Here is a 12,215-nt window from a genome sequence, read left to right as displayed (position 1 = left end):
CTATGTAGACCCCGGGATCTCCTGTCATATCACCGCTCGCGCTCGGCGCCAGAGCTGTCACGCGTCTGGACCTGCCGGTAGCCGTCTCGTGCAACGGCCCAGATTGTGCCCCCGATGCCGGCAAACGCGAGGACCGCGAGAATGATGGTCATGGCCATGGTGAGCCTTTCGGAGAAGGGACGTGAGGGGGGTTGTGCCTTCAGATTCGCAGTCACACTCACATATCACCAGTTAACTTTTATTAGATTATGATGAATCATCCATTCACTGATTCAAAGGGCCTGCGGCGTGGACATTGTTCGATTGAATCTGCTGAACGAGTTCGCCGAACGCGGCAGCATCACCGAGGTAGCGCGGGTTACGCACCAGACCGTCTCGGGGGTATCACAGCAACTTCGGCGCCTCGAGGTCGAAGCTGGCCTGCCTCTCACCGAAAAAGTCGGGCGCGGGCTAGTGCTGACGAATGCCGGCCGCGCGCTGGCCAATACAGCACGTCAGATGGCGGTTGCGATGGCGCGCGCCGAGGCGGAGTGGGATGCGTTTCGCAATACCCCAACAGGCTCCGTCACCCTCGCAACCTTCCCAACCGGTGGCCAGATGTTTCTGCCCGGTCTCCTCGACCGCGTTGAGGCGGCTGGCGGGCTCACCCTGCACTGTTCTGATCGTGACCCAAACTCGGAAGGTTTCCCGCTACTGACAGCAGATTTCGATATCGTGCTGGCGCACGCGATGCAGCTGCCACAAAGCAGCCCAAGCATCATCGTGGTTCCCGTCATGGTCGAACCTCTTGACATCGCCTTGGCCAGCACGCACCGGCTCGCCGATCGCGACTATCTTGTGCCGAACGATCTCATCGGCGAGCGGTGGATCGGAAACCCCTGGGGCTACCCGTTCGAGTCATGGCTGAACAACCTTTTTGCGACTCAGGGAACGCCCATCAACGTCGTGCAACGGTTTGCAGATACACGCATCTCTGAGGCGCTGGTTGCCGCAGGCAAAGGTATCGCGGGCCTGCCGAGGTACACCGCAGCCGAGTCGTATCGCGGCCGCATCGTTTTAAAGCCATTGCGCGGCGGTGAGACCCATCGCCACATTTTCATTCTGATGCGGCCCGACCGAGCAGAACGTCTTGCCGTAAGAAAAATTGTGCATCTCATCCTCGACGAAGCGCAGACGATCAGCGACGACTGAGCAGATGACTGAGCAGAGGATGACTTTTGATGAGCTGCCACCTACGGCGGTCAACTCGCGACCAGATCGACAGATCTCGTCGACCTCGGTGATAGCCGCGAAAAAGCCCCGGCTTCACAACGCCTGGGGGAGGCGAGGAATCTGCCGGGGTCCACGTGGAGTGGGGGAACTCCGTCACCAACGGTACGGGGGACGGGCTGAATGCCGGCTGGGCCATCTCGCGTGTCGCTGAAAGAACCAGCAAGCCAACTCTTCACTCAGTGATCGTTGGGCACGCGCCGTTGGCGACCACCGCTGAGCGTGGTGCTGATGGGAGTTCGTCTCAACCCGTGACATTCGCGGGGGAGAGGACTGGCTCCGCGGTCACCGGCGGTGAAGAAATCGGCGAGGTGTTGACGCCGACCCAAAACAGTCAGCATGGTGCGGCCGCGGAGCAGCTCCATGCTGACTGTATTCAGTTGGCAGAAGTGGCCCCATTTTCGGTTGGCGGTAACACCAGCAGAATAGGTTGGAGTCATGAGCGAACGCAAACCTGAGAAACGTCCTGACAGGTGCAACCCGGGCGGCCTTTCCTTTAACTCTCAGGCGGTCCATGCGGGTAATGAGATTGATGTGGGATCAGGCGCATTACGCACGCCTATTGTGATGGCGAATTCTTACGCGTTGCCCGAGGACCCGTCTACGCTCAGCTGGTCGGGCACTGATGTGCCGCTGTACACGCGCAATAGCGGCGTAAATCAGCTCGGCCTGCAACGCAAGCTGGCCGTGCTGGAGCGTGGGGAGGATGCTGTGGCGTTTGCGAGCGGTGTCGCCGCCCTGCACGCGATTTTCTTCACCGTGCTCAAGACCGGTGACCATGTCGTCGTCGCCGATGTGACCTATGAGGCGGTCTTCCGTCTGTTTACGGAGCTGTTGACCGAGAAGTACGGCATCCAAGCCACCTTCGTGGACGTGACTGACCTCGATGCGGTGCGGGCGGCCATCCGCCCGGAGACGCGTCTCGTGCACATCGAAACGGTCGCGAACCCGACAACGAAGGTGGCGGATGTCGCGGCCATCGCTCGCATTGTCCACGAGGCCGGTGCACTGTTGTCGATCGACAATACATTCACGCCGCCGCCGCTGTTCCGTCCGCTCGAGCATGGGGCGGACCTTGTCGTGCATTCGCTCACGAAGTACATCAATGGTCATGGTGACGCGATGGGCGGTGCCGTGATCGGGGGCGCGGCGCTGATTAGGCGAATCCAACTCGATGCCATGGTGGATGTTGGGGGAGTGATCAGCCCGTTCAACGCCTGGTTGATCATGCGTGGGTCGGTGACGTTGCCGTTGCGCATTCGGCAGCATTGCGCCTCGGCGCTGGCGATTGCCCAGTTCCTCGACGCCGACCCGCGCGTCGCGTACGTCGCCTATCCGGGGCTCTCGTCGCATCCGCAGCACGGGCTCGCCATTCGCCAGCTTCCGCACGGTTTTGGCGGCATGATGGCTTTCGCCGTGGACGGTGACAAAGCCACCCAGAACCGGTTCGTCTCCCACCTGCGCGTGATCACCTCCGCGGTGTCGCTCGGACACGACGAGTCATTGATCGTGCACGTCGACACTTCCGGGCCGCGCGTGCCGGCCTACCCGGTGGAATTCCGCACTTTCGGGCATCTGCGCTTCTCGGTCGGTCTTGAGGACGCCGATGATCTTATCGGTGACTTGTCCGCTGCGCTTGATGAGACGTTCCGGGGCTGAGCTCTCGCGCTGGTGGTCATGTGGCTCGGGGGCGTCCGAGTGCGGCTGTACGGCGCCGTTGGGAGCAGTCGCTGGCTCACTGCAGGTTGCGGAGCCCGGTTGGGAGGTGCTTCTCGCGCCGCTGCAGCGTTGATGGCCTGCTACCCGACGTCGATGAGGACTTTGCCGACCGCCCCGGCCTCTACAGCAGCGCGTGCGTCCGCGGTGCGGTCCAGTTGGAATCGGTGTACGGGGAGACCGGCCGGCTCGCCCACCGTCAGGGCGCCGTCGGCCACGGCCGCCCTGACGTCGACGACGGCCTGCGCTTTCGCGTGCGGGTCGACGGTGTACACGAGCACGAATTGCACTCGGGTGTTGGTGACCATGTGGGCGCGAATGGGCAAGGTGAGCTCGTCACCACCGTCGGTAGAGTAAATGGCGATTGTCCCGTTCGGAGCAATCACGGCCGTGTTGAGCGCGGCATTGACCGCGGGTGCTACCTCGACCACCAGGTCAACGCCTCCCGGGGCGAGGGCGCGGACTTCGGTGGCCGCGTCCTGCGTCCGGTAGTTAATCACGTGGTCCGCGCCGGCGTTCCGCGCCAGTTCTTCCTTGACTGGGCCGCTGACCGTGGTGATGACCCTGGCTCCGGCCCAGCGGGCGAGCTGGATGGCGGCGTGTCCGACGGCGCCCGCGCCGCCGGCTACCAGCACAGTGCGTCCTGACAGCGAACCGGGGCGGAGGCTGCGCGAGCTCGCATTGATGATCCAGCACGAACTCCGGTCCCGTGCGGTTGTCGAATGAAGATGCAGAGAAGCAGCCCCGACTCGATCGGGGGCGGCGCCCGCTCGGGCGCCCGTTCGTGGTCTGGGTGCGCGGCGTTGACGGTATAGCCTTCCGTGGAGGGCGCAATGGCAGCGCTCCGAGGGAGATTCGTGGCAGTCGATGGCCCACATTCGGGTGAGAGCGAAACGACGAGCGCGCTTGGGATGTCTGACCAGGAGTTCTGGGGGCTTCTTGAGGCTGCGCCGGATGCCATGGTGGTCGTGAATACCGATGGCGAGATTGTGCTGGTGAACGGGCAGACCGAGCGACTCTTCGGCTATTCCCGTGCCGAGATGCTCGGCCAGGGTATTGAGATGCTCCTGCCGGAACGGTTCCGTGTCCGACATGCGGGCCATTTTGCGCGCTACGCTGGCGCGCCGGGCATGCGGGCCATGGGGTCGAATCTTGAGCTTTTTGGTCGGCGGAGGGATGGGTCAGAGGTCCCCGTCGAGATCTCGCTCAGTCCGGTGAGGACCGAGCATGGGCTGTTCCTGTCCAGTTCTATCCGTGACGTCACCGATCGTAAGCGCACGGAAGCGACCATGCGGATGCTGTCGTCTCTGGTGGAGTCCTCGAGTGACGCGATTGTCAGTTACACCGTCGAGGGCGCGATCATGACCTGGAATGCGGGCGCGGAGGCCATGTTCGGGTACACGGCCCAAGAGGCTGTGGGGCGATCGGCGACGCTCATCCTGGGGGACGCTGATAGTGATGTGTGTTCGCAGTTGGACGCGGGCAATCCCGTCCGTTTGCTGGAAACGGACGGGTACCGTAAAGACGGATCCACCGTCGCTATTTCGTTGAGCGTGTCATTTGTGTATGACGCGGACGGGGCGAAGATCGGTGTCTCCTGTATCGCCCGGGACGTCAGCGAAATCAAGCGCCGTCAGGCGGAGGCGGAGGCGGACCGAGCCCGACTGATCGCTGCCCAGCAGGCGGCGCATGTTGGAAGCTTTGAGATTGACATGCGCACGGGTGACCGGTGGTGGTCCGCCGAGTACTGGCGGATTATTGGCGTCGCCAATACTCAACCGGCGTCGCGGGAGCTGATGCTCACCTCAGTGCATCCCGATGACCGCGAACGGGTCGAAGCGGTATGGCTGACGCTGGACTCCGGCGGACGGGCATCGGATTTCGGCTACCGAATCGTGCGACCTTCGGGCGAGGTGCGATGGGTGCGGTCACTGACGAGCTTCGAATACGCAGAGGATGGATCGCCCGCCCGGATCCTTGGCACGACGATGGACGTGACGGACCTGCATTTGGCGGACGTTCAGCGCAGGGAAGCCGAAACCAATTTCCAGCTTGGCTTCAACTTGTCGCCGATCGGCATCGGGGTGGCGGACCTTGAGGGGCAGTTCCAGCGGGTCAACCCGGCCGTATGCGAGATCTTCGGGCGTTCGGAAATGGAGATCCTGGGTAGGCGCGCCGAGGATTTTCTCCACCAGGACGATGTCGGGAGCATCTCGGTCGCCTCCTCTCATATGCAATCCAACGAGGCGGAGACCGCTCACGTCGAAAAGCGTTATCTACGGCCGGATGGCGTAGCAGTGTGGGTGCAGGAGACAGTGTCGTTCGTGCCCGGATTGGACGACGGCGCTGCCCATTTGTTCATGCAGCTTCAAGACATCACGTCGCGAAAGCTCGCCGAAGCGGACCTCGAATATCAAGCCTTTCATGATCCGCTTACGGGCCTGGCTAACCGGTTGCTGTTGACGAAGAATCTTGAACGCTCGCTGGTCCGCGCGAAGGCTTCCGGTGGCCAGGTCAGCGTGCTCTTCCTGGATGTGGACCAGTTCAAGGTCATCAACGATGGCCTCGGACATACGGCCGGTGACGGGCTGCTCGTTCAGCTGGCCAAGCGACTGCAGTCCATGGTGCGCCTCACCGACACGTTGGCTCGATTCGGCGGCGATGAGTTCGTGATTGTTTGCGAGAACATCACACGAGAGAACACCGAGCGGTTAGTCGAACGAATCGTGGCCTCGGGTAAAGATCCGTTTGTGCTCGAGGGACAGGACGTATTTGCCACCGTCAGTGTCGGCATCGTGCTCGCCAGCGCGGACGAAGACACGGAGACCGTGCTGCGCAATTCGGATGCCGCGATGTACGACGCCAAGAACCGCGGCCGTGCTCAAGCAATGATGTTCAGCGAGGAGATGCACACGCGAGCGTCGAGTCGGCTCGATCTTGAATCCCAGCTTGCACGGGCACTGGACCATAACGAGCTGCGTGTCTACTATCAGCCCATTGTCGATGTATCGACGGAAGGCGTCGTCGGCTTCGAGGCATTGGTGCGATGGGCGCACCCAATACGCGGGTTGATTTCACCGCTCGAGTTCATTCCGATCGCTGAGCAAACCGGCATGATTATCCCAATCGGAGAATGGGTGCTGCGTGAGGCTCTCGCTCAAGCGCAAAAGTGGCGCACGGAAATCCCCGGTGCCGCAGCCCTATCCATATCCGTGAATTTCTCCGTCCTGCAATTGCAGGATCCCGATTTCGTGGCGGTAGTTGCTGATGCGCTCACACGGAGCGGGTTGGCCCCGACGGCACTGCACCTCGAAATCACGGAATCCGTGATGATGAACGACATCGAGGCGGCAGCCGAAACATTGAACGCCCTGCACGCGCTGGGGGTGCGCCTGTCACTGGATGATTTCGGAACCGGGCATGCCTCGCTTGGACACCTGGATCGTCTCCCGGTGCAGACGATCAAGATCGATCGGTCATTCGTCGGGGGTCTCGGTGGAGAAAATCCGAAGGCCGCGTCGATTGTCCAAGCCATTGTCAACCTCGCCCGGTCACTTGATCTCGACGTCGTCGCGGAGGGCGTTGAGACCGTTGAGCAGCTGCTGGACCTGCGCCGGATCGGAGCCCGCCTGGCCCAAGGCTTCCTCTGGTCAAGGCCGCTTCCCCCGCAGGAAATCCCACAGTGGCTCATGAGAGCCAGCGGAAGGGCAGCTAGCCAGGCACCCGACGCGAAACGCCCCCAACCCGGTACCTGATTGCAGTCACACCGCCGTGCCGCTGATGAGCTGCTGAGCCCGTCGGGTGGGGGAGGACTGATCCACACCTCGTCTGCTCGGCACCAGCTGTGCAACCTTCGTGGTAACCCACGTCGCGACCAGGTAGCTGGGGTGCGCGGCCGCGGACGAGGTTCAGAGGCGAGCCCGACGGGGTCGAGGGGCTCGGGTCGCTACAGGTGGATTCTTCGTTAGGCAGGAGCTCGCACCAGCGCGCTGAGAGGACGGCCGGGGGCCGTCGACCGTTGAACCTGAACCGTCCCGGGTTTCATGCAGCCATTGTGTTGGCGCCGGCCCGGTCAGGCGCCGCGCGGCCACAGCGCATGCAAGTGGTGCACCGGACCTTGTCCGTGGCCGCCGTCGAGGGCATCCGCGGCCGGTAGGGGGAGAACTCTCAGTTCCGCGAACAGATAGATCTGATGCTTGCGCCCCTGCACGAGCAGAGCCGTCTCGTCTCCGAGATCGCGGACACGGTGCTTGCGCCGATCCTTCGACAGAATCGAGAGCAGATGAATCAGATCACGAAGACGATCGCATCACGGCTACCCACCTTCACGATGCCGAGGCCCACACTGCCAGTCATAAATTTCCGCACCGATACGCAGACCGATGAGTAACGACCAGCCGTACCCCGACGGGCGTGCGGTGCTGTCCGCGATCAAAGAGAAGGCGCTCTCAGCGCATCGCAGCGGGATGGCATTGAACTGGCAATTTTCGACCGCTTACTCTGCCGGGTGTTCTCCGCCCGGGACTGCCCGTTTGCTCTGAAGGGTGGCACCAGCATGCTTGCGCGGCTTCCTGGGGCCAGGCGGACGATGGATGTTGACTTGGAGACGGCGGAGATGAGTATTGACGAGGCCATCACGCAACAGCAGTAGGTCGATCAGCACTGACGATTGAGCACCAGGCCTTCAGCCGGCAGCCGCACCGGGGTGCGGCGCTGTTTCGCTGAGAGTGGAGGGCTCCCGGCCGTCCGTGCGCTCAGAAGAGAGCGGGCCGACCGCCCACGAGCCGCTCGAGCGGCCTCACATCCAGGGATTGGCGAAGGCCCGCTGCAATCGCGGTGGGCTCTCAACCATCAAAGTAGCCGACGCCCCTGACAACGCCACTCCAAGCGGGACTCTAACGGCGCGTTCCACAGGGCGGAGGCTGGCGCCTGCCCGGACCGATTGCAGGCCAGGAGCGGGCCGCGTGCCTGCGGGCCTGGGCAGCTGGGAGTTTCTGACGAGTTCGGTGATAGCCGCGAAAAAGCTATCGCTCCCTGGCCTGAGTGGAACGATAGTGATCGGAATAGGTGGTTGTACAACGCAGTCGTGGCCAGATCACCCGGCTGATCGACTCCACTCCAGTGCCGTGCGGCAAATCACGGGAGACCGTGAAACGCTCCGACCTCGCCGGACACGCCGGCTACGGCTACTGCGCGTCCCACTCCCGCTATTTCTGGGGATTCCGGCTCTACCTGGTCTGCACCCCGGACGGAATGCCCGTGATCTGGGGCCTCGCCAACCCCGAGATCAGCGAACGCGAAGCCGCGGAGAACTGTCGCGCGTCGCGTTGTTTGACGATGGCGGCGTCATCGTTGGTGACGATGGTCGGATACGAAAAGCCCCGCCGGTGTTTTCCGGCGGGGCTTTGATTCGTTGTGGTGAGGTAGATGAGTTGCGGACCTGGCTTCAGACCGTCGTGTCCGGTATTTTTCTAGCGGTCCGAAAATTACCCTCGAGTTCAGTCTTGAGCTCGCGTTGACGGAAGATGTCGAGCTGGCGACGCCGGAATTCACTGATCAGATTGCTCAGATCGCGCTGGTCGGGGTGCCCTGAGTTGTTGAGCATGGGAGGTGCTTCAGAGGCCATAATGTGTCCAAGTGTTCGTTGGGGGCTGAGAGTGTGAAACCGCGAGGCGGGCGTTTCCTGATACTGGAGACTCCCGGTGCGCGGTTGCGAGGGATTCGATCAGGCCTTCATTGCGGGGGAGGACGCCGTCGCCGAAGATGTTGTCGCCTGTCGAGGTGAGGGGCGAGGCCGTGACCTGGCCGACCGTTCCTGGTTCCGTCCATGATCCACAGCTGAAGATTCAAAGGATTGATTCCCGTTCATTTAGCACGGGATATCGTCCGAAAGACGTCAGTGCTTCATCGACTGGAAGGAGCGCTGAGGGAACGCTATTGGATTCTCTCGTTGATGTCAAAGACCGGGGAATGATTTTCCGTCAACGCAGCTATTGACTGGTTCTCGCTTGTCGACCAAACTACGGTCCACCGAAGCCACGTGGGTGTCTCGACTCGTTGTGGCCAACGGTCGAGGGATCATGGCCAGCGATGACCTCGGCAAAACGTGGCGCGACCTGGTGCTGAACTGATGACCCGGATGAGGGTGGAGATCCTGCATATCGAGGACTGCGCGAACTGGGAGGAAGCCGCCCTCCGCGTGCGTGCCGCGCTGGCAGCCACCGGGCACGAAGATGCCACCATCATCACCACAGCGCTTCGCACCCAGGAAGATGCGGCGCGGGTTGCGTTCGCTGGATCTCCCACCATCACAGTGGACGGCGACGACCTCTTCCCCACCGATGGATTGACGACCGACCTGGCCTGCCGCATCTACTTCACACCGTCCGGCGTGGCCGGTCTCCCCACGGTCGGTCAAATGACGGAAGCCATGAGACACCGGCGCATCGATGGTGCCCGAGTGGGCGGCGCGACCAGCTAACGCGCCTCGATGACGCCCATCATGCCCAGGTCTTCATGGTCGAGGATATGACAGTGGTAGACGGAGCGTCCGGCGAAGTCGTCGAAGGCGATCCGCACCCGAACCTGGCCTCGCGCCGGCACGTTGACGACGTCCTGCCAGATGGCGGTGTCGGGGGCGCGACCATCGGACTCCACGACCTGCATCGGCCACACGTGCAGGTGCACCGGGTGATCCATCGGACTTGTGTTTCTCAGGGTCCATTCCTCGACGCTGCCCGCTTCGACCGTGGTGTCCACTCGGTTCCCATCGAACTCCCGGCCATTGATGGTGAAGCTCATCATCGACCCACCCCCGCCCATCATCCCGCCCATTCCCATGGCAAACGTCAGCTCCCGCCGGGCCGTGACGGCTCTGCCACGGAGGTCCCGGGGCGCCGGCTGGGCCGGCACCGTTGGCGCCGCTGCGACCTCCTCGCCGGACACGGTCAGGGTCGCCAGCGAGGCGCGACCGGCGGACGTGCCGGAGCGCGGCCGTTCGCCTCCGCCCATCATCCCCCCAGGGCCGCCCCGGTCATAGGGCAGCGTCTCGAGAACCGCCGTGCCGTCGACCATCGTGACCAACAGGTCCGCCCGGTTTCCGGGCGCGAGCACGACCTCCTCCACGGTTTCGGGGGCACCGAACCGGCCCGAGTCAATGCCGAGCAGCTGCATCCGCTGCCCGTCGAGCCGCAGCCGCAGGTACCGGGACACGCAGGCGTTGACAATTCGCCACCGTTCCCGCTCAGCCGGGCTCGCACTCAGCCTGGGGTTCACCTGCCCGTTGACGAGCACGAGTTCGCCCTCCCGGCCCATCATCTGCTCCATGGGAGAGACGGCCGGGGTGCGCCCCAGCCCGTCGAGGGTGATGTCCGAGATCACGAGCACCCGTTCCCGGGCCGCAGCAATCGGTTCGGGATCCTCGACGATGATCGCGCCGTAGAGGCCGCCGAAGATCTGGTCCGCGACCAGGCCGTGGTGGTGCGGGTGGTACCAGTACAAGCCCGGCGGATGGTCCGCCGGCAGCTGATACTCGTAGTCGAAGGATTCGCCCGGCTCGACCATCACGAACGGATTATCGCCGTTGCCCTCCGGCGAGACATGCAGGCCGTGCACGTGCAGGTTCGTGGGGTCGTCAAGACCGTTGTGCAGGGTCACGCCCAGCCGATCCCCCGCCTTCAGCCGCAAGGTTGGTCCTGGAATACCGCCATTGAAGCTCAGGGCGCTGGCGCTGCGCCCGCCGATCTGCACCGTGCCAAGGGCCGCACTCAGGCGAAGCGTCAACCGACCGTTCGCGCTGCGCACTTCTGAAGGCTCCGCGAGTTCTTTTCCCGGCTGCGGCTGCGCCGTATCTGCCGATGACGACGTCCACAGCAGGCCCGCACCACCGACCACGGTGCCAGCCAGCCCCAGACCGCCGAGCGTCAACGCGCCGCGGCGACTGATCGGTTCCACTAGGGGTTCTCGCCGAGCACCTGGACCTGTTCACGGTACTGCTCGGCGGTCAGCTCGCCCTTGGCGTATCGTTCGTCCAGAATCTGACGGGCCCGGCTCGGGCCGGCTGTCGGTCCAGTCGCGCCAGGACCTCCGCCCCGACTGCTGCCTCCGCCGAACACGCGCACAGCAAGCACGACAAGCAGCACAATCCCGACCAGCATTAGCAGCCCAAACAGCCACGACCAGCCCATATCCCAACCGTATCCCCACATCATGGCGAACTCCTCTATTGCAGGCACAGTGAGCCTGTCACACGTCATGATACCCCTGGAGGTATCAAGGGCCAGGTGAACAGTTGGCCACACGAGGCGTGACTCCCATGTGCAATAATCTGCGTATGAATGCAGATACGGATGGATGCACGCTGGATACCGACGGTGAGTATGTCGAGCTGGCCGTGGAGGTCTTCGCGATGCTCGCCGACGCCACACGCATCCGCATCATCCTCGCGCTGCGCGACACGGAACTGGCGGTCAACCAACTGGCCGAAGCCGTCAACAAATCCCAGGCAGCCGTCTCACAGCATTTGGCGAAGCTGCGCTTGGCCCGCATCGTGACCACCCGACGCGAGGGCACCAGGGTGTTCTATCGCCTCGCGAACGAGCACGCCCGCCAGCTCGTCGCCGACGCCATCTTCCAGGCCGAGCACGCCCTCGAGGGCGTCCCGGCCCACCACCGGCACCCGCACGAAACCGCCGGCACCGAGCACCAGGCCGACGCCCGTGCTTGAGGTCCTGCGGAACTCCGCCTACCGAAGACTGTTCAGCGCCCAGGTCGTGGCGCTGATCGGCACCGGCCTGCTCACGGTCGCGCTCGGGTTGCTGGCCTTCGATCTGGCTGGCGGGGATGCCGGCATCGTCTTGGGCATCGCACTGACGATCAAGATGCTCGCCTACGTCGGCGTCGCCCCGGTCGTGTCTGCGCTCACCGGCCACGTACCCCGCAAGTTCCTGCTGGTGTCCTCGGATGTCCTGCGCGCCGGGGTCGCAATCTCACTTCCGTTCGTCACCGAGGCGTGGCAGATCTACGTGCTCATTTTCGTGCTGCAGGCCGCGTCCGCCACCTTCACTCCCGCCTTTCAGGCGTTGATCCCGGATGTTCTGCCCAAGGAAAGCGAATACACGCGGGCGCTGTCTCTGTCCCGCCTCGCGTATGACCTGGAGTCGCTGCTCAGCCCCATCCTCGCCGCGGCGCTGCTGACGGTGATCAGCTACCACTCCCTGTTCGTGGGGACG

At 63.3% G+C, this 12,215-nt stretch carries 12 protein-coding genes and 1 pseudogene; 8 read left to right on the top strand and 5 right to left on the bottom strand.

Annotated features, from left to right (window positions below):
- Positions 1-29: 29 nt before the first annotated feature.
- Positions 30-158: a hypothetical protein gene (locus E3O23_RS18690; RefSeq protein WP_255453300.1), complete on the bottom strand. Its 129-nt coding sequence runs from the start codon at positions 156-158 to the stop codon at positions 30-32.
- 130 nt (positions 159-288) lie between these two features.
- Here E3O23_RS18690 and E3O23_RS10085 point away from each other — a divergent pair, with 130 nt between their 5' ends.
- A complete protein-coding gene (locus tag E3O23_RS10085) occupies positions 289-1,191 on the top strand; it encodes a LysR family transcriptional regulator (RefSeq protein WP_134490654.1) in 903 nt (300 codons plus the stop codon).
- A 516-nt stretch (positions 1,192-1,707) separates the two neighbouring features.
- Positions 1,708-2,928 carry a trans-sulfuration enzyme family protein gene (locus E3O23_RS10080; RefSeq protein WP_134490652.1) on the top strand — a complete coding sequence of 407 codons (1,221 nt, stop codon included), beginning with the start codon at positions 1,708-1,710 and terminating at the stop codon, positions 2,926-2,928.
- Between the two features lie 140 nt (positions 2,929-3,068).
- On the opposite strand, the gene E3O23_RS10075 is transcribed toward E3O23_RS10080, so the two are convergent.
- Complete coding sequence (locus tag E3O23_RS10075) at positions 3,069-3,620, bottom strand: zinc-binding dehydrogenase (protein ID WP_241983423.1); 552 nt, start codon at positions 3,618-3,620, stop codon at positions 3,069-3,071.
- Between the two features lie 276 nt (positions 3,621-3,896).
- Here E3O23_RS10075 and E3O23_RS10070 point away from each other — a divergent pair, with 276 nt between their 5' ends.
- The 3 genes and pseudogenes from E3O23_RS10070 to E3O23_RS10060 all read left to right on the top strand — a co-directional run.
- Entirely contained in the window at positions 3,897-6,740 is a 2,844-nt protein-coding gene (locus E3O23_RS10070) for a sensor domain-containing protein (RefSeq protein WP_166790480.1), read from the top strand.
- Between the two features lie 716 nt (positions 6,741-7,456).
- Positions 7,457-7,636, top strand: a complete 180-nt coding sequence (locus E3O23_RS18875; RefSeq protein WP_134490720.1) for a nucleotidyl transferase AbiEii/AbiGii toxin family protein — start codon at positions 7,457-7,459, stop codon at positions 7,634-7,636.
- Between the two features lie 443 nt (positions 7,637-8,079).
- Positions 8,080-8,292, top strand: a pseudogene (locus tag E3O23_RS10060) (IS982 family transposase); the annotation flags it as partial.
- 139 nt (positions 8,293-8,431) lie between these two features.
- Here E3O23_RS10060 and E3O23_RS18145 read toward each other — a convergent pair.
- Positions 8,432-8,611, bottom strand: coding sequence for a hypothetical protein (locus tag E3O23_RS18145; protein WP_166790478.1), 180 nt, complete (start codon positions 8,609-8,611; stop codon positions 8,432-8,434).
- Between the two features lie 513 nt (positions 8,612-9,124).
- Here E3O23_RS18145 and E3O23_RS10055 point away from each other — a divergent pair.
- A complete protein-coding gene (locus tag E3O23_RS10055) occupies positions 9,125-9,466 on the top strand; it encodes a thioredoxin family protein (RefSeq protein ID WP_134490718.1) in 342 nt (113 codons plus the stop codon).
- Here the strand turns inward: E3O23_RS10055 and E3O23_RS10050 are convergent.
- Together E3O23_RS10050 and E3O23_RS10045 are read right to left on the bottom strand one after the other, a co-directional pair.
- Positions 9,463-10,938 carry a multicopper oxidase family protein gene (locus E3O23_RS10050; protein WP_134490646.1) on the bottom strand — a complete coding sequence of 492 codons (1,476 nt, stop codon included), beginning with the start codon at positions 10,936-10,938 and terminating at the stop codon, positions 9,463-9,465. The genes E3O23_RS10055 and E3O23_RS10050 overlap by 4 nt on opposite strands.
- Positions 10,938-11,195 carry an SHOCT domain-containing protein gene (locus E3O23_RS10045; RefSeq protein WP_134490644.1) on the bottom strand — a complete coding sequence of 86 codons (258 nt, stop codon included), beginning with the start codon at positions 11,193-11,195 and terminating at the stop codon, positions 10,938-10,940. The genes E3O23_RS10050 and E3O23_RS10045 overlap by 1 nt, the downstream gene beginning before the upstream one ends.
- Positions 11,196-11,317: 122 nt before the next feature.
- On the opposite strand from E3O23_RS10045, the gene E3O23_RS10040 reads away from it, so the two are divergent.
- Positions 11,318-11,710, top strand: a complete 393-nt coding sequence (locus E3O23_RS10040; RefSeq protein WP_174776631.1) for an ArsR/SmtB family transcription factor — start codon at positions 11,318-11,320, stop codon at positions 11,708-11,710.
- Positions 11,703-12,215, top strand: a 513-nt coding sequence (locus E3O23_RS10035; protein ID WP_134490640.1) for an MFS transporter, incomplete at its 3' end; no start/stop codon positions are given. The genes E3O23_RS10040 and E3O23_RS10035, both read left to right, overlap by 8 nt.

Origin of the sequence: Cryobacterium tagatosivorans (assembly GCF_004402215.1) — a bacterium.
Taxonomy (GTDB): Bacteria; Actinomycetota; Actinomycetes; order Actinomycetales; family Microbacteriaceae; genus Cryobacterium; species Cryobacterium tagatosivorans.
Note: the sequence above shows the minus strand (reverse complement) of the source record. Positions and strands in the feature narration are given on the sequence as shown.